Source organism: Priestia sp. RMT2NF4 (assembly GCF_047872835.1).
Classification (GTDB): Bacteria; Bacillota; Bacilli; order Bacillales; family Bacillaceae_H; genus Priestia; species Priestia zanthoxyli.
Genome location: NZ_JBLQZO010000007.1, coordinates 69579 through 94715, shown reverse-complemented (window position 1 = coordinate 94715; position 25137 = coordinate 69579). Strand labels below are relative to the sequence as shown.

The 25137-nt window shown below is 35.3% G+C and carries 27 protein-coding genes; 17 read left to right on the top strand and 10 right to left on the bottom strand.

Translation table 11 applies throughout. The annotated features are described in order from the left end of the window. Positions 1 to 239 precede the first annotated feature (239 nt). The gene (locus tag ACMX9J_RS22910; protein ID WP_034264940.1) at positions 240 to 443 is read right to left on the bottom strand and encodes a cold-inducible protein YdjO-related protein; all 204 of its coding nucleotides are present in this window, start codon (positions 441 to 443) and stop codon (positions 240 to 242) included. Between the two features lie 284 nt (positions 444 to 727). On the opposite strand from ACMX9J_RS22910, the gene ACMX9J_RS22905 reads away from it, so the two are divergent. Together ACMX9J_RS22905 and ACMX9J_RS22900 are read left to right on the top strand one after the other, a co-directional pair. Then, positions 728 to 2128 (top strand): DEAD/DEAH box helicase, encoded by a 1401-nt coding sequence (locus tag ACMX9J_RS22905; protein WP_176344272.1) that lies wholly within the window; start codon positions 728 to 730, stop codon positions 2126 to 2128. A 37-nt stretch (positions 2129 to 2165) separates the two neighbouring features. After that, a complete protein-coding gene (locus ACMX9J_RS22900) occupies positions 2166 to 2354 on the top strand; it encodes a hypothetical protein (protein ID WP_251438949.1) in 189 nt (62 codons plus the stop codon). Between the two features lie 69 nt (positions 2355 to 2423). On the opposite strand, the gene ACMX9J_RS22895 is transcribed toward ACMX9J_RS22900, so the two are convergent. Then, positions 2424 to 2624 (bottom strand): cold-shock protein, encoded by a 201-nt coding sequence (locus ACMX9J_RS22895; protein WP_013056409.1) that lies wholly within the window; start codon positions 2622 to 2624, stop codon positions 2424 to 2426. Between the two features lie 750 nt (positions 2625 to 3374). Beyond that, on the bottom strand, positions 3375 to 4019 hold the full coding sequence (locus tag ACMX9J_RS22890; RefSeq protein WP_182030309.1) for a glycosyltransferase: 645 nt from the start codon (positions 4017 to 4019) through the stop codon (positions 3375 to 3377). A gap of 355 nt (positions 4020 to 4374) precedes the next feature. On the opposite strand from ACMX9J_RS22890, the gene ACMX9J_RS22885 reads away from it, so the two are divergent. Continuing rightward, positions 4375 to 5970, top strand: coding sequence for an acetolactate synthase large subunit (locus ACMX9J_RS22885; protein ID WP_328141949.1), 1596 nt, complete (start codon positions 4375 to 4377; stop codon positions 5968 to 5970). A gap of 60 nt (positions 5971 to 6030) precedes the next feature. On the opposite strand, the gene ACMX9J_RS22880 is transcribed toward ACMX9J_RS22885, so the two are convergent. Both ACMX9J_RS22880 and ACMX9J_RS22875 read right to left on the bottom strand, forming a co-directional pair. After that, the gene (locus ACMX9J_RS22880; protein ID WP_176344269.1) at positions 6031 to 6591 is read right to left on the bottom strand and encodes a hypothetical protein; all 561 of its coding nucleotides are present in this window, start codon (positions 6589 to 6591) and stop codon (positions 6031 to 6033) included. A 352-nt stretch (positions 6592 to 6943) separates the two neighbouring features. Next, positions 6944 to 8374 (bottom strand): PQQ-dependent sugar dehydrogenase, encoded by a 1431-nt coding sequence (locus ACMX9J_RS22875; protein WP_367032707.1) that lies wholly within the window; start codon positions 8372 to 8374, stop codon positions 6944 to 6946. Between the two features lie 307 nt (positions 8375 to 8681). Between ACMX9J_RS22875 and ACMX9J_RS22870 the strand changes: the two genes are divergently transcribed. Then, the gene (locus ACMX9J_RS22870) at positions 8682 to 9056 is read left to right on the top strand and encodes a cupredoxin domain-containing protein (RefSeq protein ID WP_416226219.1); all 375 of its coding nucleotides are present in this window, start codon (positions 8682 to 8684) and stop codon (positions 9054 to 9056) included. Between the two features lie 252 nt (positions 9057 to 9308). Continuing rightward, complete coding sequence (locus ACMX9J_RS22865; protein WP_165635770.1) at positions 9309 to 9470, top strand: hypothetical protein; 162 nt, start codon at positions 9309 to 9311, stop codon at positions 9468 to 9470. A 335-nt stretch (positions 9471 to 9805) separates the two neighbouring features. Here the strand turns inward: ACMX9J_RS22865 and ACMX9J_RS22860 are convergent, their stop codons facing one another. Beyond that, positions 9806 to 10210 carry a hypothetical protein gene (locus ACMX9J_RS22860; protein ID WP_176344265.1) on the bottom strand — a complete coding sequence of 135 codons (405 nt, stop codon included), beginning with the start codon at positions 10208 to 10210 and terminating at the stop codon, positions 9806 to 9808. A gap of 240 nt (positions 10211 to 10450) precedes the next feature. On the opposite strand from ACMX9J_RS22860, the gene ACMX9J_RS22855 reads away from it, so the two are divergent. From ACMX9J_RS22855 to ACMX9J_RS22825, 7 genes are all read left to right on the top strand, one after another. Then, on the top strand, positions 10451 to 10768 hold the full coding sequence (locus ACMX9J_RS22855) for a DUF3243 domain-containing protein (RefSeq protein WP_014460657.1): 318 nt from the start codon (positions 10451 to 10453) through the stop codon (positions 10766 to 10768). Positions 10769 to 11212: 444 nt separating this feature from the next. Further along, a complete protein-coding gene (locus ACMX9J_RS22850; protein ID WP_014460656.1) occupies positions 11213 to 11908 on the top strand; it encodes a Na-translocating system protein MpsC family protein in 696 nt (231 codons plus the stop codon). Between the two features lie 177 nt (positions 11909 to 12085). Further along, the gene (locus tag ACMX9J_RS22845; protein WP_048018665.1) at positions 12086 to 12301 is read left to right on the top strand and encodes a hypothetical protein; all 216 of its coding nucleotides are present in this window, start codon (positions 12086 to 12088) and stop codon (positions 12299 to 12301) included. A gap of 139 nt (positions 12302 to 12440) precedes the next feature. Continuing rightward, positions 12441 to 13130, top strand: a complete 690-nt coding sequence (locus tag ACMX9J_RS22840) for a Na-translocating system protein MpsC family protein (protein ID WP_108674583.1) — start codon at positions 12441 to 12443, stop codon at positions 13128 to 13130. 117 nt (positions 13131 to 13247) lie between these two features. Next, the gene (locus ACMX9J_RS22835; RefSeq protein WP_033578618.1) at positions 13248 to 13679 is read left to right on the top strand and encodes an ATP-binding protein; all 432 of its coding nucleotides are present in this window, start codon (positions 13248 to 13250) and stop codon (positions 13677 to 13679) included. 591 nt (positions 13680 to 14270) lie between these two features. Then, complete coding sequence (locus tag ACMX9J_RS22830) at positions 14271 to 15533, top strand: glycosyl hydrolase family 18 protein (protein WP_416226218.1); 1263 nt, start codon at positions 14271 to 14273, stop codon at positions 15531 to 15533. Between the two features lie 74 nt (positions 15534 to 15607). Continuing rightward, a complete protein-coding gene (locus ACMX9J_RS22825; RefSeq protein WP_033578620.1) occupies positions 15608 to 15943 on the top strand; it encodes a L,D-transpeptidase in 336 nt (111 codons plus the stop codon). A gap of 146 nt (positions 15944 to 16089) precedes the next feature. Here ACMX9J_RS22825 and ACMX9J_RS22820 read toward each other — a convergent pair whose 3' ends face one another. The 3 genes from ACMX9J_RS22820 to lgt all read right to left on the bottom strand — a co-directional run bounded on the left by ACMX9J_RS22820 (position 16090) and on the right by lgt (position 19628). Further along, positions 16090 to 17049, bottom strand: coding sequence for an aldolase catalytic domain-containing protein (locus ACMX9J_RS22820; RefSeq protein ID WP_034264917.1), 960 nt, complete (start codon positions 17047 to 17049; stop codon positions 16090 to 16092). A gap of 471 nt (positions 17050 to 17520) precedes the next feature. Further along, entirely contained in the window at positions 17521 to 18567 is a 1047-nt protein-coding gene (locus ACMX9J_RS22815) for a YeiH family protein (protein ID WP_416226217.1), read from the bottom strand. A 245-nt stretch (positions 18568 to 18812) separates the two neighbouring features. Further along, on the bottom strand, positions 18813 to 19628 hold the full coding sequence (gene lgt / locus ACMX9J_RS22810) for a prolipoprotein diacylglyceryl transferase (RefSeq protein WP_335387687.1): 816 nt from the start codon (positions 19626 to 19628) through the stop codon (positions 18813 to 18815). Between the two features lie 243 nt (positions 19629 to 19871). Between lgt and ACMX9J_RS22805 the strand changes: the two genes are divergently transcribed. From ACMX9J_RS22805 to ACMX9J_RS22785, 5 genes are all read left to right on the top strand, one after another. Next, positions 19872 to 20441 carry a MarR family winged helix-turn-helix transcriptional regulator gene (locus ACMX9J_RS22805; RefSeq protein ID WP_028413823.1) on the top strand — a complete coding sequence of 190 codons (570 nt, stop codon included), beginning with the start codon at positions 19872 to 19874 and terminating at the stop codon, positions 20439 to 20441. An 86-nt stretch (positions 20442 to 20527) separates the two neighbouring features. Then, entirely contained in the window at positions 20528 to 21556 is a 1029-nt protein-coding gene (locus ACMX9J_RS22800) for a serine hydrolase domain-containing protein (protein WP_034264908.1), read from the top strand. A gap of 176 nt (positions 21557 to 21732) precedes the next feature. After that, positions 21733 to 22551: a mechanosensitive ion channel family protein gene (locus tag ACMX9J_RS22795; RefSeq protein WP_416226216.1), complete on the top strand. Its 819-nt coding sequence runs from the start codon at positions 21733 to 21735 to the stop codon at positions 22549 to 22551. Positions 22552 to 22778: 227 nt separating this feature from the next. Continuing rightward, entirely contained in the window at positions 22779 to 23540 is a 762-nt protein-coding gene (locus tag ACMX9J_RS22790) for a class I SAM-dependent methyltransferase (RefSeq protein WP_155008676.1), read from the top strand. A gap of 277 nt (positions 23541 to 23817) precedes the next feature. Next, positions 23818 to 24291, top strand: a complete 474-nt coding sequence (locus ACMX9J_RS22785) for a hypothetical protein (RefSeq protein ID WP_063247007.1) — start codon at positions 23818 to 23820, stop codon at positions 24289 to 24291. A 198-nt stretch (positions 24292 to 24489) separates the two neighbouring features. Here ACMX9J_RS22785 and speG read toward each other — a convergent pair whose 3' ends face one another. Continuing rightward, the gene (gene speG / locus ACMX9J_RS22780; RefSeq protein ID WP_013056444.1) at positions 24490 to 25014 is read right to left on the bottom strand and encodes a spermidine N1-acetyltransferase; all 525 of its coding nucleotides are present in this window, start codon (positions 25012 to 25014) and stop codon (positions 24490 to 24492) included. Positions 25015 to 25137: the final 123 nt, after the last annotated feature.

The window sequence follows — 25137 nt, the reverse complement described above, 5'->3', positions numbered from 1 at the left end:
TTTGATTTCATTAGCTAGCAAAAAACATATTATATTTTATTTTAAAATCTCGTTATGATAGAAAAATCAGAGTTTTAAGTCTGGTCTCTACGTCATACGAAGGGTACAAGGTATGGACTGGTTATACCATACACTAGAAATACAAAGTAAATATGGCATGTTTGTTTGGTAAGAAGTTTACTTTCAGTTAAAGAAGTGCCGTAAGTTTTTTATAGATTTATACAAAAGACGGTCATAAATTATTTTTGATGGGGATTAGAAGACGCCTCTAAAAGCCTTTCTCCGGATCTCATTTTATGTCCACATAAAGGACACTTTTGATGATTTTGATAAGAGAAATTTTTTCTCATCCAACCATTACATTCTTCTGATTCACATTCCCAAATCTCTATTCGTTCTTTAGGTAAGGGCTCTTGATTTTTCTTCCTATGGTTATAATACATAACTACATCATCCCTGCTCCTAAATAGTATACCTTTTAAAAAAGAAATGGTAAGAACCATATCTTTCTAAATTAAACCACACTTTATAGATCCTATAAAAATTTATAAATACACGAAAGCGCGGATAAAATAAGGCATGAATTCGCTTTATATAGATACGCTAAAATAAGATGTTCGTGAATAATAAGACTGATTTCCAATACGCAGAAATGAATAGATAACAGCTCTGGTTAAAGAGTACTTTTCTCATTTCTGAATTTAAGTAAGAGAAGGAGCACGAAAAATTGAAAAAATTTTCTGATTTTAATTTAAGCAAAGACATTGAAAAGGCCGTTCATAACTTGGGTTTTGAAGAGGCTACGCCGATTCAGGCTGAAGCTATTCCGATAGCTATGACGGGTAAAGATCTAATTGGACAAGCTCAAACCGGTACTGGAAAGACAACAGCTTTTGGCATCCCCCTTATAGAGCGGGTTGAGCTTGGTGAAGAAGGAATTCAAGGAATAGTTTTAGCACCCACACGTGAACTGGCTATTCAAGTAGCTGAGGAGTTAAATCGAATTGGACAGGTAAAAGGAGTTAAAACGCTACCCATTTATGGAGGGCAGGATATTAATCGTCAGATCAAAGCTCTTAAAAACAGACCGCATATTATCTCGGCAACCCCAGGACGCCTTCAGGACCATATGAAAAGAAGAACCATTCGTTTAAATCATATTCGTACAGCTGTTCTGGATGAAGCAGATGAGATGTTAAATATGGGCTTTATTGAAGATATCCAAACGATCCTTGGCGGCATCTCTTCTCCCCATCAAACCTTACTATTTTCAGCAACCATGTCGAAGCAAGTACAAAGTCTAGCTCAGAAATTTATGAACGCTCCTGAACTCGTAAAAGTAAAAGCGAAGGAGTTAACGGTAAAGAACATTGAGCAGCAGTATATGGAAATTCCAGAGAATAGAAAATTTGATGTTCTTTGTAATCTTGTAGACCTTCAATCACCAGACCTTGCTATTGTGTTTGGACGCACAAAAAAACGTGTGGATGAACTTGCTGAAGGCCTAAAAAAGCGTGGGTATGCAGCAGAAGGCATTCATGGAGATCTTACACAATCTAAACGTGCCGATGTGATTCGTCAATTTAAGAATCATACGATTGAGATTATGGTTGCAACCGACGTTGCAGCAAGAGGACTTGATATTACAGGTGTTAGTCATGTCTACAATTTTGATATTCCTCAGGACCCTGAAAGCTATGTTCATCGTATCGGCCGAACAGGACGGGCAGGTACTAAGGGATTGGCAGTTACATTTATAACTCCAAGAGAACGTAATCACTTAAAAGTGATCGAAGATGTCACGAAAACAAAAATGTCTAGACAGTCACCTCCTACTTCTAGTGAGGTAATGGCAGGGCATCAGGAAGCAATCATTCACCAGGTTTTGACCGCTATCGACAAAGGGGAGTTTGTGGAGTATAAGCCAATGGCGGAAAAGTTATTAGAAGAAGTCGATTCTGTTTCTTTACTGTCAGCCACTTTAAAGCTCTTAGCAAAAGAATCAAATATGACCCCTGTCCAATTAACTGAAGTGGCACCGCTTCGTAATAAAAAGGCAAAAGCAGAACGTAAGAGAAATAGAGGTAGAAAAGAAACAGTAGGCCGTAAAAAAACATATAGAAAATAATCCCTGATTACTTTTGATGCGAGAAAGGATAAAGGCTATGAGTGAGAAAATATTTAGTAATGGAGAAATAGTAACTATAAGAGTATCGAATGAATCAGTAACAATCTTAAAAAATCATTATGTAAAAAACATGAAAAGATACTCTTATACAGTCGACAAATATCCAAGTACCTTTTTCTTTGAAGAAGAATTAAAAAAACACGAACTTATAATTATTGATAAATAAGTTTTGATATAAAAATCTTTTTAAATAAAAACAGACTCTGAAAATAGAGTCTGCTTTTTAGTATGGTTTTTATGCTTTATTTACGTTTGTCGCTTGTGGTCCGCGTTGCCCCTGTTCGATATCAAAAGTCACTTCTTGACCTTCATCCAAGGATTTAAAGCCTTCACCTTGAATAGCTGAGAAGTGAACAAATACATCTTCTCCACCTTCACGCTCGATAAATCCAAAACCTTTGTCAGCATTAAACCATTTCACTTTACCGTGTTCCATTTTTTGTTGCCTCCTAGAATGTAGAAAATAAACCAGATTATCATTAAATCTAGCTTATTTATTATATTATCCCAATAGAGACATCTTAAACTTAAATTAATGTGATCTTTCTAACTTTCTTTATCAATACTCACTTCACTAAAAAGGTGATTGGGGTATGACGATCTACATCATAATGAGGTTCTCATGCAAAAACCTCAAAATATTTATAAGTGATCTTCTAAACATCGAAATGATAGAAGTCAAAGATTAACCAATGCCCACATACTCATTATGGGCATTTTATTCATAAATATGAACTAAATTAGATGAGAGAGCACACGGGGACCCGTCTGCCCAAAAGAAAGGGAAGTTCACTCAAAATCTTTTTGAATAGTGGTGTAAAAATAGATTCTATTAGATAAGAATCTATGTACCTTTTCATATAAATCCAACCTTCGCATGAAGCATCCTTAAACTTGTTTACAAATAAAAAATGACGCCGTTGGAGGCGCCATTTTTTATAGAATAGAGAAGGACACACCCTATGCACGGGCGGTACTCTTAACACATCGTCTTGATTTGATAATACCCAGTGTTTAAGTTTAATAAACCTTTTTTTGGTATGACGATTTATGCAGAATATCTACATGTACCTTTTTAGTGAACATAAGGTCTCCTAGAGGCATCAATCAAAAGAGTTCTTACAGGTGCAGTTTCTTATGAAGGAATTTCAAATAATCTCCAGCATTCTATTGGAGATTATTAAGATTATTTATTGAATTTCTCTGGAAACTGTTTCACAACTCCCGCAGATATAGTATCTGCCATTAAGACGATATGTGAGATTCCTTCATCAATTGCAACGATTCTTGCTTCCCAATCTTTTTCTAAGCTTGCAGATAAATCATTTGTCACCAATTTTAGATGCATATACAGTAATTTCTTTAAGTCTTCATTTTTTAAATAAGGGTTAGCCTGGCTAAGGAACGCTGCTATATCATCAGCATTTCGATACCATTCTTTGTTTAATTGATTCACCAAGGCTTTCTTTCCCGTTTTAGCTGCATCTACAATCTTGCCGGCAATCACAATATGTTCCTTAAGCAAAGCCGTAAGTTTGTTCCCAGCTTTTTCTCCGTATATCGGCTTCACAGCATTCCCGATATCTTCCTGATTTTTTAATAGCCTTGCCAACACCTGTTTTTGGTCTTCTGATCCTGCTGTTGTTGCACTTGTAATATAATTACTTGTCCACAATACATGATCCATCCAAAGTCTTCTGAATTCATTTTCAAACGTTACCTGAGATTGACTAACACGATGTTCTAGTGCTTCAGCACGAGCACTACTTGGTTCAACCAGCATGTTTAGCGAAAATAACACAATAAATCCTACCCATAATAATCTTTTCATAAAAGCCGCTCCTTCCAATTTATACGAGTATTCGGCTTATTATTTGTATATGGGATTTTTTACATTCCTTAAAATGTTACTTTCTAATAATAATTCTTTATAGAGTATTGTCACACTCCCAATCAGTTCACACGGATGAAAGGTTGACTCATCCAATTATTTATACATTCTCTAAAAAATGTATTTAACATAAGAACCTAATGGTAACACTATAAGCAACAGTTAGTGAGTATGATTTCATTCCATATATTTAGGGTTCCGGTTAGTTAAAACTAGAAAAAACGAGATAAGAATTGATGAGCTATTTCTTTCACATAAGCTTGTCAGAATACTATCTAAAGAGAGGTCGAACAATATGAAAGTGACGGATACACTTGTTCAATGTTTAGAAAATGAGGGAGTTGAATATATTTTCGGAATACCTGGTAAAGAGACGTTGGATTTTATTGATTCTTTATCCAACTCTAAACAGATTCAATTCGTGAATGTGCGGCATGAACAAGGAGCTGCTTTCATGGCAGATGTATACGGAAGGTTAACAAACAAAGTAGGGGTATGTTTATCAACATTAGGACCAGGAGCTACTAATTTATTGACAGGTATATCTAGTGCAAAGCTAGACCACTCTCCTGTTGTAGCATTAACGGGACAGGCTGTTTTGGGGAGACAGCATAAAGAGTCACATCAATATATGGACATTATTAAAATGGTAGAACCAGCAACGAAGTGGCGTGTTCAAATAAAAGATGCACAAACGCTTCCTGAGATTATTCGAAAAGCATTTAAAATTGCACAAATGGAAAAGCCAGGACCCATAGTAGTAGAATTGCCAGAAGACTTAGCAACTCAAATCGTTCCCATCAAACCTATTTCACCTACATCTATACCCGTAAGTATACCTATCATGGAGTCAATTCAGGCTGCCAATACTCTTATTAGGCAGTATGAGAGACCTTTTGTTATTATCGGTAACGGCGTTGTTAGACAGGAAGCCGTGGATGAGCTTCAACTATTTATTGAACGTCTTCAATCACCGGTTACCCATAGTTATATGGCTAAAGGTGTGTTATCTAAAGATCATCCACGAAATTTCTTTACGTTTGGATTTAATGAGAAAGATGAAGTGCTCGCAGGCTTAAAGGAAGCTGATCTGCTTATTGTAATTGGGTTTGATTTTGTCGAGAAGCTACCCAAAGAATGGAACACGGAAAAAACACCAATTTTACATATAGATACCTTACCAGCAGAAATAGATGAATATTATCCTGTAGAAGCTGAATTGGTTGGAGATATAAAGCAGACTTTACGGGTATTCAATCAGCTCGATATTCCTTCTAAACCGTGGATTCCTTCTGGTAATCTCCAGAAACAAATTAAGCAATCCTATCATATTGAAGAGAAAAAGATAGACAGCAATTTACTTCATTTGACAATCGAGAATATCTTGCATAGTATCGATAAGCTCTCTTCAGAGGAAACAATTGTGATTTCAGATGTGGGAGCTCATAAAGTATCTATAGCTCGAACTTATCAACCCAAAAACGCTAACAAGTTCATTATATCAAATGGTCTAGCTTCCATGGGTATTGCTTTACCAGGCTCAATTGGAGCTAAACTAGCCTGCCCTAATGATTCAGTTATTTGTATTACTGGAGATGGAGGAGCTTTAATGAATTTTGCAGAAATAGAGACGGCAAAGCGCTTAGGGCTTTCATTCATTATTATTGTCTTAAACGACTCTACATTAAAAATAGAGCAGGAAATGATGAACAAAAAGTTTGGTAAGAGCTATGGAGTAACTTTTACAAACCCAAATTTTGTCCAATTGGCAACTAGCTTTGGAATTAAAGGAGAACGGGCAAATAGTTTAGTCGAATTTGAAAATATAATAAAAAGAGCCTTAAAAAATTCAGATGAGATTGTCCTAATTGACGTTCTTCTAAAAGGCTAATTGCGATTTCTCCATTATTTTAACGAGTTATCTCTGTTAAGAGATTAATCTGTAGATTCACTAGGAAATAAATGTTTTTATTTTTTTTAAATAAGCTAAGCTGAGCTCAACCCAAATCCAACTATAAAGGAAAGTAAATACAAAAATTAAACCAGTAGTAGAAAGAGAAAAATTATTGGGAATCGCAGGACCTAGTACTGGGAATTTGAAACCGTACAATAAGGTAATAATCCCAACAGTTAATAGAGTGGCCCCACTTATAACAATGTACAATCTCTTGTTAAAAATGTAAAAAGCGGCGCCTATGCCCATTCCCAATATTCCGGTTGTAAAAGGAAAAATAATAAGTTCACTTGGCTGGATAATCAGAAGAAGCAGATTTGTTAGTGTATAGGTAAGAAACCCTAGAGGAAGCGAAAGTATAAAACAAAAAAGAATGGGTGCGGTAGATAATGGACTAATGAAAATTCCTATTCCTGGTAAAAACCCTCCTGCTGATTGAAAAAGGGCTGCTAAGCTGGCGAAAAGAGCGCCTGATACAAGCTGCTTAGTTTTAGATAGTCTATTAAAAAGAAGCTGCGCAGATTTTACTTCATTTGAAAGAGACTTTAAAAAGTACATGAATTTCACCTCGGTTAACTGTTTTTACATTATAAGGGGGTAAAGATCCATTTAGACCACTGCCCGATATATCAACTCTTACATGTAATATATAAAGAAATTAAGGGGGAGCACTAATAGGTCGCATTTATTTTCACAGAAATAGGTCGTATCCGTTAAGATAAGTTTCTTTATCTTTTTAAAGGTATGTACTGTAGCCCATAAAATGAATCTTTTATGGGCTTTATTGATTAAAGGCTTTTTTATTTTATAGAAAGTTCATTTGCTCATTCCTATAAAATAGCTACTGAAAAAATTAAGCTATAATTTTTTTTGGGGAAGTCAATGCTTAGTCGAATTTTATAAATGTAAATCATGGAACAATTTCAAAAACAGTACCTTGATTAAAGTCAGACACTTTCATAGAGCCATAAACTCCTAAATAAAGCCTCGTTTGATCCAGGTTCGTTCCCAAACTAACGTAGTAAGCTGATTGAGAACCAAAATTATACTCAATTTCCACAACCCTAAAATCATTTAGCTTACAATCTGTACCTGCCTTGGTATAAGCTAAAACTCCTCTAACTGGAGATTGAGATTCTTTAACCTGGGCAATATCCGTAAACATAACGCTTCCTGTTAAGTTAGGGATTTTATTTCCCATATAAGGCTGAACTCCAGTAAGGGAGGTTCCTCCAAATTTATTGGGACGGGGATCTTTATGAAAATAACTAGTTAAAGGTTGAAGACGTCTCGCTGAAGTTTTTACTGCTTCATCGTAATAAGCAATTATTTTCTCATCCAAAGCCGGATTTTCAGAACACCTTTTTATAAACGAAGTTGGAAAATCTCCTTCCCATCCCCGCCAGCCAAGGTTAATAAATCCTTCTTGACTGAGTTTAGCTCTCATTAAAGAAGCTTGAACAAGTTGAGGAACAGGTATTGGCCTATAATGAACAAATGAAAAAATCGACTCTACCACGTCTTGTCCAACATTTCCCACATATTTGATGTACTGATTATAAAATTTTTGAAATGAAATGCCGGTTATATTGCGAACTCCTTTGGCAATGAGCGCAAGGGTTTCCTGAATAGGTGAGGGGAGTTCACTAAAGCGTGTGACTGCGGGTGGATTATGGATGAATGTATTCTTACTTACATCAATTTCAATTATTTTTCCGTAAATCTCCATATCATCCTGACTTAAATTAAAGGGGTCATATCCTGATCCGCCATCTCCAATTGTTAAGATAAGTTTTCCAGTTTCAGGTGAAAAGTTTAAGCTGTTAACACCATTATGATTAAAAAACGGTCTTCTTAAGTTAAGTAACGTCCGTCTTTTTTGAGGCTGAGCATTTGGTTGGAAAATCCATTCTTCCACTGTATCAATATGATCATATTTAGTTTCTCTATTTATCCACTTTAGGTTTGAAGTTTTAGGATCACACGGGTTAGGCTTAAAATGTTCAGAAAGTGCACCTGGTCCTTGTGTTCCAGCTACTGAGTAATGAAGATAAAACAGACCGTTATAATGAAATTCTGGATGAAACGCTAGCCCCATCAATCCCCGTTCATCATATCCCCCACGAGAAACACCTGGTTCAGACGTACCCAATTTTATGATTTGTGAGCCCATATCTAAAAAAGTCCGTATAGCTCCGTTCCTTATGTAAAAGATCTCTCCTACTTGGGTTGCAATAAATAAGCTTTCAAGTGAGTCACCGGGAAGTATAGCTGTTTTCAAAACGGTAGGTAAATTTATCTTACTAATAATAGGCCGTAAACTAACCTTAGTTTTTATCAACTAACTTGACACTCCTTTTCAATGTTTTCTCTTATAAGAATATGATTGAAACTGTTCTATTAGTATCAATACTATTTTATAAAGTGCTGCAATTTAATTGAGAGACCTAATCGAGAAGCTTCTTTCATAAAACTTATTTATTCCTGGGTACGCCTGCTATTTTCTTCTCTTAGTACTCACGATTCTCCTAACTATTTGTAGTTTCCAGAAATTATGACTAAGGAAAAATAATACTTAATTTACAAAAAATATTGATATTATTTTATGAATTGGAAAAGAATATGGCTTAGGAAAGGAGTGATTGCAAATGTCTATGAAAAAGTGGTTAACGGGATGGGTCATTTTGTTTGCGATGCTTATCGGTGTGATAACTTCAGGGGCACTCGGCGTTTTGGCTGAATCGGACGTGGCAAGACAAAAAGCCATGGAGGTTCAGTTGAACGATGATTACTTTAATCCAGAAACCATCACTGTTCCAAGTGGAAAAACGATAACATTGATATTGAAAAATAAAGGTCAGAAAGAGCATACCTTCACAGTGGAAAAACTCGGAATTGACGCTGAAGTCCAGCCTGGAAAAGAAAAAACCATTACCGTGAAACCACAAAATTCCGGTACATATGAACTGATATGTAGGTATCATTTCAATAGTGGAATGGTAGGGAAAGTGATAGTCAAATAACAAGCAGGGCCAATCGGCCTCTGCTTTTTGAAGTGAATATAGCATACTTTCTTAGTTAACATAATAGATTTTAAAGGTGCAAATAAATCATTCACAAGTTCAAAAAAGTAATAAATATTAATTTGAAATATATACTAAATGAAGAAAAGGCACAGGCAAGTATAGAATAAAAACAGCATGTATATCCACATTATGAAAAAACGTATCCTTAATGCGCGATGAACATTGTTTAATTAAAAGGAGGAGTTTTATATGAGTGATAATCAATCAAATGATTTAGAACAGGTATCAGAGGAATTAGCTGATCTTGAGAAAGAGTTTGCAACAAAGCCTTCTGATCCTTATCCCCATAAGTATTATACTGGAGACACTTCTATAGTTTCTAATGCTGTGCCAGGAAACGATAAAGAATAAAAATTCCCCCTTATCTATTAATAGATAAGGAGAAATTTAGAGCATATAAGCTTAAGCACTGTATTTTTCCAGAACCAAAATACATCTCATAAAAAGACAGTTATATTTCATTTATTATTTTAAATTAAAAGTAATCGCTTTCATTTTTTGCTTTCCCGAAATCATTTGATAGGTTATAATAAATATCTACAAAAATATTAAATGATATGTAAGTAACAAGCAATTACACCCTTAATATTTAACTAAACAGAAAAACTCCCTTAAGGCATTAGGGGAGTTTTTCTGTTTTTATGTATACTATATAAGGGTAATTTCACCATAATAATAGGGCAAACTCATTTTTCAATTCTAACTAATGTTTTTTCTGGCATATCAATATCGTCAATGTCAAAGTAATGGATGTTTAACGTTAATTTCCTCTCTGGTTCTTTAGCTTCTTCTCCTACCCAACAACTATACAATTCAAAAAAGTCTCCTGATTTAAGATAGCGGTCCATCAATTTGCATAGTGCAATTAGTTTCTCTTTTGATTCTTTGCGCCTGCTCTTATTCATATATTCCGTAATCTCAATTCCCCAGTCACTTGCAACTTCATAAACATAAAGGGTAGTAAATTGGTGTTTCTTTATGTTCAATCGATTTCTTTCATCTGAAAAGCAACTCCCAATAGTAACTAAATCATCTAATTCCTTATTAATAGGTAATTCTACGTTCGAACCTATATAAGTAGCTAAACTCATTTGTATTCACTCCGTTCCTCATCTAAATAACCCGTTAAGTTTTGTGGAACTAACCTAGGTTGTTAACATCCTGTTATCAAAAAGGTGTTTCACTAAACTTTATTACAAATACTCGAGTTTTATTCAAGGTTTACTATTATTCTACTTAACATATGAATAGGCTGCGAAATGTTTATATACCTGTAAATGGGGGATTTACCATATAAGAACATTGATACCTAATTGGAAGGAGAATGAAAAATGAACAATAATACTGAAACCGTTGAAAATAAAGTAGAGGATAAACTAAATGAAATGAGTCAAGAGAAGAAAGACAACATCCTTTCTAGTTTTAACGAATTTAAAAGTTACTTAGGAGATAAAGTCACAAAAGGTGAGAAACTAGGGTTAAATGATAATCAACTAGCTCTAGCAGCTAAAAAAATAGCTGACTATCTCGCAACCCATGAGGAGCCACAAAATGAAGAGCAATACTTGTTACATGAGTTATGGAAAGTTGGAAACGAGGAAGAACAACATCATCTTGCTCATATGCTTGTTAAATTAGTCAAAGAATAATCTAAATCGATTATAGATTGCGTTTTGCTATTATTTATTAGAGGTTCAAGTGAATTCAATCCACATAGCAAAGAGCCACTTGCGTAAAATAAGTGGCTCTTTTTTCTCTTTCATGCTGCACCTCTGTTTATTTTTTAATATGTCCCTGCGATGCATCAATTAAAAGATAAAGCTATATTTCCCCAACAATAATTTGACTACATGCTATAACTCACTTCATTGAAAACATCAGTACGAATCCAACGGATTCGTATTTTTCGGTGACATTCAAAATACGTACCAAGCAATAGAAAGAAGAGGTTTTGAACGTTTATAATTCGGTTAAACATGAAGTAACAAATTATTTTTATTTATTCTGTATATTTAAATTATTCGTTCGTAATGGTACAATAAAATGATGGAAAGAGGATATGATGCTTCTTTCTTAATAAAGGATGAAGAAATATGGATATTAAGGCTCAGCAAACAAAATTGGCGAATAACTTGGGCAAATTGTTACGAGATAACTTTGGAAAAGGCCCCGAGGCTGTTCATGTCACGATTTATGAACCTTATGTTGTTATTTATGTTAGTGGCTTTGTATCACCGATGGAACAAGTACTGTTAAACCAGAATGAAGAACTTCAGGTTATGACTACAAGAGAGCTTTTGGTAAAGACTCTTGAACCTCAAATCACTGGTCAAATTAAAGGGATTACAGACCTTGACATCCAGCACTTATATTATGATTGGAATTTAGATCATCACTCCGGAATTTTTGTGGGAGTTTGTCTGGACGATTTGAAAGCCGATTTGACTGAGGGTGACCCTTACCCAGGAAAACAAGCAATTCATGATCGGATTATAAAGATGAGTGAAATTGCACAAAAAGGGCCTGAGAAAATCTCTTCGTATAAATTAAGTGATCGTACATTGGTCATCGTAAGAGAAGGAATACTGGTGGCTATTGAAAAGCAGCTAATTTCGTTGGGTTTTGATGACACCTTACGCATCTCTAAACGCCCTTTGGAAAAAGGAATCTTACGACAAAATGATGACTATGATGAGATATTAAATGCAGACATTCTTGATATTTTTGTGGATTGGGATTTTGAAAAGGACAATAGCATTATTACGCTTATCTTAAAACCAAAAAATTAATGAGGCAGTAATGAATTGGACACATTGTGCCAAACATAAGCCGAGGAAGAAAAGCTCATACCTTTTCTTTTTCGGCTTATTTTTGTTGTCTAAAAAGAGTAAGTCCTTTTGTAACGGAATAATTCCCTAAAATAGCATCTAAAAATAGGATGTGCCAACAGAAAGGATTTGGTCGGTATGGCTGATAATCATGAGATTGTATTGTTTATAAAAGAGCTTCGTCGATTGTTGCAGGATTACCAAAAGCATGACAATGAGTTTTACAAAGAAGAAATTAGCAAGGATATAATACTGTTAAGTACCATTATCTATGGAAGTAAAATTGGAATTTCAAATAAAAGAAGAATTTTTAAACATAGAAAATACAAAGGTAAACAGAAACCAATCTATTAAAAATATACTAGTATGACTCGTTTACATTTTGTGAAAAGTGAATTCTTATTACCCAAAATGATCTTATGATGAAGAAGGAGTTTTCATAAAACATCACGAATAGTATACCTTATGAAACTAGAAACTAGGTGCACCATCTATGGATAAAACGAAACTGGAAAAAGAATTAAGTAGTTATATGGGAAGATTACTTCGTGAAAACTTTGGAAGAGGTCCTGGAGGTGTATTCACCGTCATTTCTCCTCCTTTTATAACCGTTTATTTTAAAGCCTTTTTATTACCTTTAGAAAAGGCTTTGCTAGACAAGGGACAAGTTATCTATGTTCAAAAAACACGTGATTTGTTGATGGAGACTTTAATTGAAGAGATAAAAGGATATATCCAATTAAATATACATTTAGATATTGAAGAATTTTATTATGATTGGAATTTAGAGCTGCAGTCTGGCATGTTTATCATGATCCATTCTGATAAAAATAACATAGTCAACCATTCCTATAAAAATCAGAAATTGCTGCATAAAGAAGTTGAGGAAGTGACTCAAAAAGCAGAAAAACTTCCTCAAGGTGTTTCTTCTTATTTATTAGATCAGAGAACACTCCTTATAATCAGGGAAGGTATTATGGTAAATGTAGAGAAAGAATTAGTTCAATTAGGGTTTGAAGAAAACCTTACATTGGCTAAAAGAAATCTCGAAAAAAGGCTACTCCATGAACATAGCCAATCATTAGAAGTGATTTTAGATTCAAAGGTAACAGATATACTAGTCGCATGGGACTTTCATAAAGATAAAAGTACAATTCTTCTGATTTTAAACCCAACTTCATAACGGCACTGATAAGCTAGGCACTGAACTAGATGTAGGCCAAAAAGAAAGGTTATCTAACCTTTCTTTTTGGCCTATTGTTTTTCCTCTCCTATTAAAATAAAGAAAGTGGTGATAATGATGCTATTTCAATCGGATGAAGGAAAGGAACCTTTAACTGTTGAGATACACACTGAAGTGGATATAGTAGAAGCGCGTCAGAAAGGACGGATGTTCTCTAACTGCTTAGGCTTCAGCACACTTGATCAAGCCCGAATTATTACGACTATTTCAGAATTATCCAGAAATATATATAAATATGCCACTACGGGAAAAATTATAATGGAAATAATAGAGAATCAACTTGAAATAGGACTCAAAATAATAGCTATAGATAAAGGACCAGGCATTAAAAATATTCAACAAGCGCTAGAAAGTGGCTATACAACGTCAGGGGGATTAGGCGTTGGTTTATCAGGGGTAAAAAAATTAATGGACGAATTCACCATATCATCTCAAGAAGATCATGGCGTTAACATCGAGGTTATAAAATGGAAAAAAAGAAATAAATAAAAGAAACACAAGGTAAAAGGTTAAGAAAGAACTGACTTCCTCTTTACAAAAAACTCCTTTATTAAATAGGAGATAGCTTCTAAAAATATCATCCCCTGATGATCCTGCTCTAGGATACGGTTAAGATATTTCACATGCTTGAGTTGGTGCCTTCAGCATGTGCTTCTCCTCTATTAACTCTTAGCCGTAGGACAAAAATTTTTCTCCGCAGTAATCACAAGAGGCTTAGAAACATGAGAAAAAGGTGTGGAAAATTATGAGCAATTCCATTTAATCGTTAAATGGAAGGAGCAAGCTCTTATGATAGAGAGCTTGCTCTTTTTATTTCTTAATATAATCCTATCTGACAAGAAACAGCCTGTTTCAAGTACACCAAAAACATACATTTATGACACATAGATTTTGAGATCATCTCTGGAACATTTCTACCCGTATTAGGGGCGCCATAGAGGGGGAGTGTGTAAAGAGGTTACCCCTTACTTAACTCAGTTATATAAACAAACAATACTCATATACATTTATTGAATGGCTTTTTTAAACTTGTTGCGGAATAAAACGTAAATAGATAAAGAGTACATAGGAGGAGAAAACATGTTTGTTCATATAGTTCAGCCTGGTGATACGTTATCTTCAATAAGCAGGAGATATGGTTATGCCGTTGCACAGCTCAGGAGCGTGAATGGGTTAGAAGAAGCAAATATTGTTCCAGGTCAAGCCTTGCTCATAGCCCTATATGTATACACAGTTCAACCTGGTGATACGATGAAAGGTATTGCTAAAAAAGCGTACGTGTCCTTGGAGCAATTGAAAAGGGCTAATCCTTCAGTCTCGTATAACTACTTGCAAGTCGGAATGAAAATAAACATTCCTAACATATCAGACTATATTGCAGGGACACTAGAATACTATGCCGTTCGAAATCCAGAAGCAGATCGCGAGTTAATCAGTGATTTTGCAACGTATTCCTCTTCCATTTCTATCTTTGAATATCATTTTGGCAGCAATGGAGATATTATAAATAATTTAAACGATTTAGTAGCGATTGAAACGACTTGGAAAAATCGCGTTACACCGCTAGTTACGATTACTAATCTAACTTCTGAAGGGTTTAGTTCTGATCTTGCCCATCAAGTTTTAAATAATCCTCAGGCACGAAAAAATCTTGTCGATAATATCTTTGATTTAGTATCTAGAAAAGGATACGGAGGGGTAAATATTGATTTTGAACGTGTGAAGACCGAAGACAGAGACCTTTTTACCGGATTTTTACGTCAACTGAGTGAACGTTTAAAACCTGCAGACTATGTGCTGACAATAGCGGTTCCAGCCAAGACAAGCGAAGATATCCCTTGGTTAAAAGGATATGATTACGGAGGAATAGGTGCGGTTGTTAACTTTATGTTCATAATGGCATATGACTGGCACCATGCAGGCAGCGACCCTGGTCCTGTTGCACCTATTACTGAAGTAAAGAGAACAGTAGAATTTGCGATAAAAAGTGTTCCGCGAAGAAAACTCATCATTGGCGTTCCTTTGTATGGATACAATTGGCCAATTCCTTACAAGCCCGGCACGGTAGCACCCGCTATATCCAACCAAAATGCGATTAAAACAGCAATGAGATATCAGTCTCCCATTCAATATTCAAAGGAGTACAAATCTCCATTTTTTCGGTATAAAAATCAAGCGGGGCAGATGCATGAAGTATGGTTTGAAGATGTAAGAAGCATGAGTGAAAAAATGGTGTTAGTTCGTCAATTCGGCTTGCAAGCAATAGGTGCTTGGCAATTAACGCTTGGGTTTACGCCAGGACCTTGGCTTTTAAAGAAATTCTTTACTATTAGAACAGTATAAATAGCAGTAGTCATTATGGATTAATCTAGAAAATTTTATGTATAGTAAATTATAAGAGGGTGGGGAGTTCTTCTATGGCAAAAAGGATAGATGTCTCAATAAAGCAGCATCAATTAAAACTATATGATGGAGCTAAATTAGTAAAGACATATCCTATTGCTGTAGGGAAAATGATCACTCCAACTCCAATTGGGAAATTTAAAATCATTAATAAAGATACGACCCCTCCAGCTGTATTTGGCCCCTTATGGATGGGACTGTCAAAGCCTACATATGGAATACACGGGACTAATGATCCAGCTTCTATTGGCAGAGATATGTCACATGGATGTGTCCGAATGGATAATGAAGATATTCTAGAACTTTCCTCTGCAGTTCCCATTGGAACGCCGGTTTATATACATAAATAATAGTTTAAGAAGAGCACGACTGTTTACATTTAGCTAATTGTCGAGATCGAGGGTATCAAAGTTTAAGGATATGCTATACAATCATGTTTTTTTTATGTAATACAAAAAAGCACCCCGATTAACAGAGGTACTTTTAGCATTTTAGCTTATTTTGATGCTGGAGACGTAGTAACTTCTGGAGACGTTACTTTGTCATAAAAATCTACGAATTTGTCACGATCCTCGCTATCACGGTAAGCCATAGCTACACGTGGATGTTCATTCAGCACACCAGAAATCATGTAAGGGATGATATAGCCCCATTCCCACTTTTGACGCATTTCAAGCATATGCTTTTCAATTACGCCAAGAATCGGCTTCATCTCATAGCTTGGTTTTGGTATGTAGCTAACAAGCAGCTCTGTGTTACAGTTACCAGCTGCACGGCCCATACCATAAACAGATGAATCAAGGAATGTAACGCCATTACGCATCGCAGTTAATGTATTAGCAAAAGCTAGTTGCATGTTGTTATGGGTATGGATCCCAAGCTGTTTGCTAGGAATCATGGCTTGGAACTTTTTCACTTGATGCTCAATATCGGCAGGGTCTAGGCTTCCAAAGGAGTCAACAATATATACAACATCTACGGGGCTTTTCTTTACCATTTCAAATGCTTCAATAAGCTGATTTTCCGGTACGCTAGATAGTGCCATAATGTTAAGTGAAGTCTCATAGCCTAAATCGTGGAACATTTTTATAAGCTCTAAGCCTTTATCTACTTCGCGAATATAGCATGCCACTCGAATCATATCTAACATACTTTGCTCACGCGGCAGGATGTCATTCGGATCTACACGCCCGATATCTACTAAAGCAGATAGCTTCGTGAACTTTTTCTCAGGGATAATTTCTTTGAGAAAGTTATCGTCAAGAAATCTCCATGGGTTGGGCTCAGTTGCTTGAAGAAGCTTAGGTGAATTTTTATAACCGATCTCCATATATTCAACGCCGGCTGCGCTTAGGCCGTTATATAAGTCTTGCACAAATTCAACGCTAAAATCCCAATTATTAATTAAACCTCCGTCACGAATGGTACAGTCTATAATTTTGCTATTATGTTCCATGATATTTATTTCCTCCTATGTCGTCTATTTATGTATTTTTTTAAACTTTACCGCTTTTATGCTTTTAAGCACTAAACTCTCCTATTGTGTTTATACCATGACTGATTCAAAGGCGTCAATGTATTTTCTAAATGTGTCTATGCTTTACTGTATTCCATGGGTAGAAGATGCTTTGTCTTTTCATCCGCTTGATGCTCTTAAAACAACACCAAGTTCAGCACTACAACCCCTAGTATATACAAACACACCCTTTATTACATCACTACTTACTGCAATAAAGGGTGTTTTTTAATTGAAACCGTTTATTAAGGAGAGGAACTGCCATTAGTATCTAGTATAGGTTTAGATTTCTCTATAATTAATCCATAAATTTGGAAAGATATTTAAAACCTGAGAAATAAAAGACTTTTTCACATTAACAGTTGTATACGAAGTATTAGCTGTTACTTAATCATTTTAATTTACTGGTCTTTACATTGTCCAAAATGTAAGAAATGATAAGAGTATAGAAGTAATAAACATCGCAATCAACGGCTTTAATGCTTTTGTTCGAAGAGCCTTCATACTTACATTTAACCCTAAGCTGACCATAGCCATTGTTAAAAGAAACGTGGTTAGAGTTGAAATATCATTCATGATCATTTTAGGTATGATAAGGTGCTTGCCTACGACATAACTTCCAAAAATACTCATGATGATAAAACCTATTAAAAACCAAGGAAATTCAATCTTCGTATCCTTTTCCATTTTTCCTGTTCGCTTCATCCAGTACATTAAGATAAAGCTTAATGGCACAAGTAAAAGCACTCTGCCTAACTTAGCCAACAGGCCAATAGCTAGGGCGTCGCGTCCAGCTGGTGCTGCAGCTAGAGCTACATGGGCAATTTCATGGAGGCCAACGCCTGACCAAATTCCATATTGGATATTCGTTAAATGTATATAGGGTCTTAAAATGGTATATCCAATGGCAAATAGAGTTCCCACTAAAGCGATAACACCAGCTCCGATAGCTGTATCTTCTTCTTTTGCTTTTACAATCGGAGAAACAGCTGCAATAGCTGCCGCACCGCATATTCCTGTTCCTATTCCTAAAAGAAGAGATAAACCACGATCAGCCTTCATCCATTTGCCTAGAAGAATTGTTAAAACAATCGCAAATACAGCCGTTCCCACATCGCGAAGTAGCAGTCCTAGCCCTTGATGAATAACAACATCAATATTAAGCTTTAGTCCATATAAAACAATCGCATAACGTAACAGCTTTTTAGAAGAAAATTCAATTCCAGATCTTATTTTTTCAGGGTATCCCCAAATTTGACGATAAATGACTGCCATTATAATTGAACAGGCTAGTGGACCGATATGATTAAATCCCGGGACTTTTGCTAATCCATAAGCAAGTAAAGCAAAAAGAAAAGTAAAAGCAATTCCTCCAGCCCATAAAGAAATATTAAATGACGTCCGGGTATTTGTTCGTAAGAATACAGTCCGCTTTTGGGCTTTATTTATATTTATCATACATTTCATCTCCAATATGAATTCTTATCAAGCGCGGCTTCACACAAGAAGTGTATGATTTAACTATAAAAGACACTTTATTATTAGTAAAATACAGATAAATCATGATTAAGATTAAAAATATTAATAAGTGAAACAAAAAAAGAGCAAGTTGATCTTCAGAGTTACTGAAAATCAATTTGCTCCTTTTGTATGTTTTTATCGTTTAATTCTTTAAAAAATCATTCATACCAAAACATCTGTGCTTATGAGAGAGATACAGTCTTACTAGTTGCTAAGCCTTTTTTACGTCTATACCATAGCAGGATCAAACTGCCTAGCACGCAAAGGAAAGAAACGAGCTGAGCTATTCTGATATGAGAAGTTAGCATTAAGCTATCTGTACGCAATCCCTCTATAAAAAATCGTCCTATCGAATACCATAGTAGGTAAGTAAGAAAGACTTCGCCTCTTTTTAACAAAGATTTTCTTAGTATGATCAAGACAAGAACACCTATTATGTTCCAAAGGGATTCATAAAGGAATGTAGGATGATAATAAGTTCCATTGATATACATTTGATTAACAATAAAATCAGGTAAATGTAAAGTTTCTAAAAACTGACGTGTAACAGGTCCGCCATGTGCTTCTTGATTCATAAAGTTTCCCCACCGGCCAATAGCTTGGCCTAATAATAAGCTAGGAGCTAAAACATCAGCCATTTTCCAAAAAGAAAGATTCTTTTTTCTGCAAAACCATATAGCTGTTAATACAGATCCAATAATTCCACCGTGAATAGCTATGCCTCCATGCCAAATTGCTATAATTTCGCCTGGGTGGTCTTTATAATAACTCCATTCAAAAAGTACGTAGTAAATTCGAGCAGTAACGATAGCAATGGGTAGTGCTAGCAGAAGTAAATCAGAGATGGTTTCTGAAGAGATACCTCGTTTCTTTCCTTCTTTCGAGGCTAACAAAAAGCCTAAAAAAGCTCCTATCCCTATAATAATTCCATACCAATGGACCTCAAGTGGACCAAGGTGGAAGGCGATAGGGTTTAAAGGTTGTGTGTGTTGGTTCATGTTTTTTCTCCTTTACTTCGTATCAGTTTTCTTACATTTTTTTAGAGTGATATTAAATTAGAGTGCCTTTTTAGTATATCTAATTAGATATAGAAAGGACAACTTTTGCTTACGAAAGGCCACTATTTCTTTGCCTGCTTTAGTGTAACAGAATAGTCAAAATTAAAATAAACAGTACATTGACTTAATTACCAAAATATACTATTATTTTAGACAATATATTGTCTAAAATGGAGGGTTAATATGGATATTTATAAAGATCTTTTTTTAATGCAGCAAACTTACGCTACCTTATTTTCTCTGGCAAATAAAGTTCAGGTGAAAGGAGATCAGTCTCTTGAGCTCTTAACATCAAGACAGCATATGGCGATGGTGGCAATTGCTCATTTACCTGAAGATGAAACAACGTTAAATAATATTGCTAGAAAATTAGGAACCACAAAACAAAGCGTCAAGCAGTTAATTACCATTATGGAAAAGAAGGGGTATGTTGACGTGGTTCCTAGCAGTAAAGATAAACGTGCAGTTAACGTAAAAATCACCAAAGAGGGAAAAGAAGCGCTGCTTGTTGTTTCAGAAAAAGGAATTTTCTTTTTGGAAGACCTTTTTAAAAAGTTTTCAACCGAAGAGTTGGAAATAATGTGGAAGCTTTTAAAGAAACTTTATAGCTTTGACGGGGAAGAACATGATGGATTTGAAGAAGAAGGCAACATCAAAATGGATGAAGATCACAATGAATTACAGTTGAGAGTGATAAGGGAGCTTGAAAGTCGAAGAGTTCAAGCAATTGATAATATAAAAAAGAACTTATAAAAATAAATTTGATAGGCTACTTTACTTTGAAGCATATCAATCCTTTTAATGATTTTCGAAATAAAGGATGAGGGAGAGCACTCATTATGTTTGAAATCAGTGATGAAACAGTACGATTAATTAACAAGACCTGTAGAGGAAAAAAGAATTTGAAATTAACCGTTGGCTATTTAACGGACAACCAATATGTTATCAAAATTTATAATGAAAGCGGTGAAATTGACTCATCCAAAAAATATCATTATGAAATTGGTTCTATTACTAAGACTTTTACTATATCGCTGCTATCAAAATACATATCTGAAAACAAGTTGACACTAAACGATTCTATACGAAAGTACATAAAAGAACTTAAGGAAGACACGTATTATCCTACATTGCTCCGCCTCGCTACTCACTCTTCTGGATATTCAGGAAGCTTACCTTTAAATAAACGGGAATATTTTAAAATAATTTTTAATTTGATTTTTGGCGGAAGTGATTTGAATAAAAATAATCCGTTACATATGGATTTTAACAAAATGAAGATGCTGATCGAAAAAAGTAAATTAAAAGAAGTAGATTATTCATGGAAGTATTCCAATTTCGGTATATCCCTTATTGGATACGTGTTGGGAATGATATCGGGGAAGGGGTATTGGGATACTATGAATGACTTTCTTCTTAATGAGCTTGGACTAAAGGATACTTGTTTAGGCGCTTCAAACAATAATCTACATGGCTATGACCGCAAAAATAATGATTGTGGCAACTGGCAGTGGGACAAGGGGAATTTTATATCACCTGCGGGCGCAGTATCCTCAACCGCTGATGATTTACTTAAATACGCAAAAATAAATATGGATGAAGATAAACCATATCTGTCTTTTTGTCATAAAAAATACGCCAATGGAACAAAGAAGTTTGATATGGGTCTTGGATGGTTGCTTTTAAAGAAAAACAATAATGTGATATTGCACGGCGGTGGAACAGGATGCTTCAGCTCATTTTTAGGGATTGATAAAGAAAAGAAAGTTGCTTCCGTCGTTTTAGCTAATTATAGACTAAGTAGAAATAAGGATGAACATATAGGAATGTCTTTATTAGAAAGCCTCCAAAATTCAAAAGATATATAAAGATGGAAGACAATTTGAAAGACTGTCGCCGAATATGACCGACCTTCAAGAAGCATAGAATATGCTTCTTTTTTTGAGGAAACCGTGCTATTATCATTAAGGTTTGTAAGGAACAGAAGATTTTTGTCTTTCCGTACATTTTTTTGGTATAGTGTTAGAAATAAGGAGTGGGTAAGTTGGTTTTCACTGAATTTTTCCAGCAGTTTCCCTTAAAGGTTTTAACGGTAGGGCTGCTGATTGTACTTATCGTTTATTTTATTCGCAAATTCATTAAGCTTTTCTTTGATAAAACGAGCTTTTTAGATGAAAAAAGAGAAGAGACGCTCATGCACTTTTCTAATCAGGTCACAAGAGTATTGGGGCTGGCTTTTTTCTTTATTTATGTGCTTAGCCATTTCTTTGACTTCGGAAAGATTCTCACTAGTTCGGTAGTGTTGGCCAGTGCCCTGGCAATAATCCTCCAGCATATCATCCGTGATTATATAATGGGACTGACTTACTTGTTTGAACGCCAGATCCACCACGGAGATTATGTTATTCTCAACGGAAACCGTCAAGGGAAAATAGAAGAAATTACGATGCGCTACTTAAAGATTCGTCAATATGACGGCTACCTCTATACCGTCTCATATAGCAACATTACGGAACTTCAGAACGGAACCCGAGGAAGACGCCGGGTAAATGAAAGTCTTATTCTCAACTATAGGCAAAACCCGGACGATGCCTTCAAAGTAATGGAGCAGGTAGCACAAACATGTAACGAGAAATATGGTCAATATTTGTTAAAAGATGTGAATGGAGTTCCTATAGAGAGCTTTCAATTCAATCAAATTACTGAACTGAACGTAGGTTTTAAAGGTCACCAATATTCATTATCAGGACTTGTGAAGGAAGCTGATTTTGTAGAAGCGAGCCAAAAGGTACGATATGAACTCGCAATGGCTGCCTACAAAAATGACCTTATGATGGCTGAAAGCTTCGAGACAAGCCATTAAAAATAAAACTCGTACCTTGTTTATATACAAGCTTTTATATTTAAGATACAAACACCCTTTTGATTTTTCAAAAGGGTGTTTTTTATTTTTAAAAATATCTATTAAGTACTTCTCTAGTACAGATTAATTATCTGAAACAGAACAAATTAATTAGTACATCTAAATTATTCTTCTAGTGACATGGTAAAATTAAACAAAGTACGTAAAAAGGTAAAGGGGGATTAACTATGACGCAAAAATCTAATTATACAAAAATCAACTCCGAAATGTGGGATGAATGGGCTTCAGCTGGAGGAGAATGGTCATTAGCTATTAATCATCAAGATTTTGTAGATGCAACTCAAGGTAATTTTGATATCTACTTAACACCTTGTAAGCCTGTTCCGCATAACTGGTTTATTCCATTTAAAAAAGCAAAAATATTGGGACTTGCTAGCGGAGGAGGACAGCAGTGCCCAGTCTTTGCAGCCCAACATGCGGAAGTTACGGTTTTTGACTACTCTGATAAGCAATTAGAATTAGAAAAAATGGTGTCCACTAGAGAAGGCTATTCTATTGACTTAGTTAAAGGGGATATGAGTAAGACATTTCCATTTGAAGATGAGACGTTCGATATGATTTTTAACCCTGTATCAAACTGCTATGTTCAAGACGTTGAACACGTTTGGCAAGAATGTTTTAGAGTTCTAAAAAAAGGTGGCGTTCTGCTATCTGGCTTTGCAAATCCTGCTCTTTATTTATTTGGAGAAGATGAGGAAGCGTTACAAGTGGTTAATAAATTACCTTATGATGGAACGAAAAACACCGTAGAAAATGATGAAGAACTTATAAAAAATGGCGGTGTACAGTTTAGCCATTCATTAGAAACTCAAATTGGCGGACAGCTAAAAGCTGGATTCACCTTACAAGACCTTTATGAAGATCATCATCACAAGGGGAAAATCACTGAATATATGCCTTGTTATATTGCGACTAAATCTATTAAATAATAGTTAGTTATCATATTGAATGAGCTACCTCAACTTTTTCTAATACGGAGTCATAGTAGAATAATAGCTCAAAAATGAGATGCCATGTTCACCGAGAGAAATGGCAGAAAAAGTGGGCGAGCTTTTAGAAAAAAACTTATAAGCCTATGTTTGGTTAACAGATGCTTCAAAAAAATGAAATGGTCTACCTTTTATTTTTAATTACAGTATTTTTTGTTTTAACGTGGAAAAAAAGGGTAAATATTCTAAGAATCACCTAAAAATAGGAGGAGATCAAATGAGAAGAGCGAAACAAGCTGTTGTAGCTTCTGCCGTAGGTTTAGCTGTGTTAGCGACGCCATTAGCTCTACCGAATTTAGGAGGTTCTGCAGGCTCCGCAGAAGCTGCAGAAGTTGGAGGAGACGTAACAGTTGATCCCGTAGCCATAGGACAAGCGATTGCAGATGCGGCTAAAACGGCCGACAATCGAAGTGGGTTCGTCAAGGGAGCAATGGAAAAAGCGTTTTTTGAATCAGGTCAACAATATAATGTAATGGTTATGAATTTGAGTCAAAGTTATAATTCAGATCAATTACAAGGTGTTCAGTATTTTGATACCGTGGATTATGATGGTATTACGTATGGAGTCTGGATATTTGAAGAAGGAACATTTATTAATGAAGGTGATGGAGGTTATGATAACTGGGCCTTTAGAGGTTGGTTTGAACGCACAGGAGATGACGAGAAAACAGTCAATTTTCATAGACCTTAACTAAAGATAACATAAGACTCCCCTCAGGGAAGAGCATATGAAGAGCCTTTACCGCCATGGTAAGGGCTCTTTTCAATATTTGAAAGCCTGAGACCGGATGTTTATAAGCATGCAGAATAGAAATTTGTATATCATCTACAGCTTAAAAAGAGAAAAGCTCCTGTTGCGTCTGAGCAGGAAGCTTATACTAATTCAACCTTAGTTTTTATTTTTGGTTTGTAAATATTCTTTTTGAAACATACACATTCTTATAGCGTTATGATAGCTTCCATCGACAAAAAATTCATCTTTTAACTCACCTTCGATAGAAAAACCGACCTTCTTATAGATATGAATTGCTTTTTCGTTTTCCTTGTCTACAATTAAGTAAAGTTTATGCATATTCAATACCGAAAAGGCATAATTCATTGCTAGATTTGTGGCAACCATGGCGTAACCATGACCTTGATATGTAGGGTCAATGATAATTTGAAACTCTGCTCTACGATGAATATAATCAATTTCGACCAATTCGACTAATCCAAGCATATCCCCGTCCTTTTCTAGTATGAACCGACGCTCACCTTGATCGTGAATATGTTTATCATATAAGTCCTGTAGCTCTACAAAAGCTTCATAAGGCTCTTCAAACCAATAAGACATAATATTTGCATCATTATTGAGTTCATGGACAAATTTTAAATCTTCTCTTTCCAAAGGACGTAACTTAAGTTCCTTATTCATTTCTCAAACCTCCATATTCTAGCATTACTTTAGCACTTTCCGTTTTAAATGTAAAAGTTGCTGTAGTTTAAAAAAATAACAAGACATAGTGCGATGTTTTACATACTTATTAAAAGAGCCATA

What these genes read in the sequence shown, in the direction of transcription:
- ACMX9J_RS22910 (WP_034264940.1), bottom strand. Translation starts at nt 443, where the DNA reads ATGTATTATAACCATAGGAAGAAAAATCAAGAGCCCTTACCTAAAGAA.
- ACMX9J_RS22900 (WP_251438949.1), top strand. Translation starts at nt 2,166, where the DNA reads ATGAGTGAGAAAATATTTAGTAATGGAGAAATAGTAACTATAAGAGTA.
- ACMX9J_RS22895 (WP_013056409.1), bottom strand. Translation starts at nt 2,624, where the DNA reads ATGGAACACGGTAAAGTGAAATGGTTTAATGCTGACAAAGGTTTTGGA.
- ACMX9J_RS22890 (WP_182030309.1), bottom strand. Translation starts at nt 4,019, where the DNA reads ATGAAAAGATTATTATGGGTAGGATTTATTGTGTTATTTTCGCTAAAC.
- ACMX9J_RS22885 (WP_328141949.1), top strand. Translation starts at nt 4,375, where the DNA reads ATGAAAGTGACGGATACACTTGTTCAATGTTTAGAAAATGAGGGAGTT.
- ACMX9J_RS22880 (WP_176344269.1), bottom strand. Translation starts at nt 6,591, where the DNA reads ATGTACTTTTTAAAGTCTCTTTCAAATGAAGTAAAATCTGCGCAGCTT.
- ACMX9J_RS22870 (WP_416226219.1), top strand. Translation starts at nt 8,682, where the DNA reads ATGTCTATGAAAAAGTGGTTAACGGGATGGGTCATTTTGTTTGCGATG.
- ACMX9J_RS22865 (WP_165635770.1), top strand. Translation starts at nt 9,309, where the DNA reads ATGAGTGATAATCAATCAAATGATTTAGAACAGGTATCAGAGGAATTA.
- ACMX9J_RS22860 (WP_176344265.1), bottom strand. Translation starts at nt 10,210, where the DNA reads ATGAGTTTAGCTACTTATATAGGTTCGAACGTAGAATTACCTATTAAT.
- ACMX9J_RS22855 (WP_014460657.1), top strand. Translation starts at nt 10,451, where the DNA reads ATGAACAATAATACTGAAACCGTTGAAAATAAAGTAGAGGATAAACTA.
- ACMX9J_RS22850 (WP_014460656.1), top strand. Translation starts at nt 11,213, where the DNA reads ATGGATATTAAGGCTCAGCAAACAAAATTGGCGAATAACTTGGGCAAA.
- ACMX9J_RS22845 (WP_048018665.1), top strand. Translation starts at nt 12,086, where the DNA reads ATGGCTGATAATCATGAGATTGTATTGTTTATAAAAGAGCTTCGTCGA.
- ACMX9J_RS22840 (WP_108674583.1), top strand. Translation starts at nt 12,441, where the DNA reads ATGGATAAAACGAAACTGGAAAAAGAATTAAGTAGTTATATGGGAAGA.
- ACMX9J_RS22835 (WP_033578618.1), top strand. Translation starts at nt 13,248, where the DNA reads ATGCTATTTCAATCGGATGAAGGAAAGGAACCTTTAACTGTTGAGATA.
- ACMX9J_RS22830 (WP_416226218.1), top strand. Translation starts at nt 14,271, where the DNA reads ATGTTTGTTCATATAGTTCAGCCTGGTGATACGTTATCTTCAATAAGC.
- ACMX9J_RS22825 (WP_033578620.1), top strand. Translation starts at nt 15,608, where the DNA reads ATGGCAAAAAGGATAGATGTCTCAATAAAGCAGCATCAATTAAAACTA.
- ACMX9J_RS22820 (WP_034264917.1), bottom strand. Translation starts at nt 17,049, where the DNA reads ATGGAACATAATAGCAAAATTATAGACTGTACCATTCGTGACGGAGGT.
- ACMX9J_RS22815 (WP_416226217.1), bottom strand. Translation starts at nt 18,567, where the DNA reads ATGATAAATATAAATAAAGCCCAAAAGCGGACTGTATTCTTACGAACA.
- lgt (WP_335387687.1), bottom strand. Translation starts at nt 19,628, where the DNA reads ATGAACCAACACACACAACCTTTAAACCCTATCGCCTTCCACCTTGGT.
- ACMX9J_RS22805 (WP_028413823.1), top strand. Translation starts at nt 19,872, where the DNA reads ATGGATATTTATAAAGATCTTTTTTTAATGCAGCAAACTTACGCTACC.
- ACMX9J_RS22800 (WP_034264908.1), top strand. Translation starts at nt 20,528, where the DNA reads ATGTTTGAAATCAGTGATGAAACAGTACGATTAATTAACAAGACCTGT.
- ACMX9J_RS22790 (WP_155008676.1), top strand. Translation starts at nt 22,779, where the DNA reads ATGACGCAAAAATCTAATTATACAAAAATCAACTCCGAAATGTGGGAT.
- ACMX9J_RS22785 (WP_063247007.1), top strand. Translation starts at nt 23,818, where the DNA reads ATGAGAAGAGCGAAACAAGCTGTTGTAGCTTCTGCCGTAGGTTTAGCT.
- speG (WP_013056444.1), bottom strand. Translation starts at nt 25,014, where the DNA reads ATGAATAAGGAACTTAAGTTACGTCCTTTGGAAAGAGAAGATTTAAAA.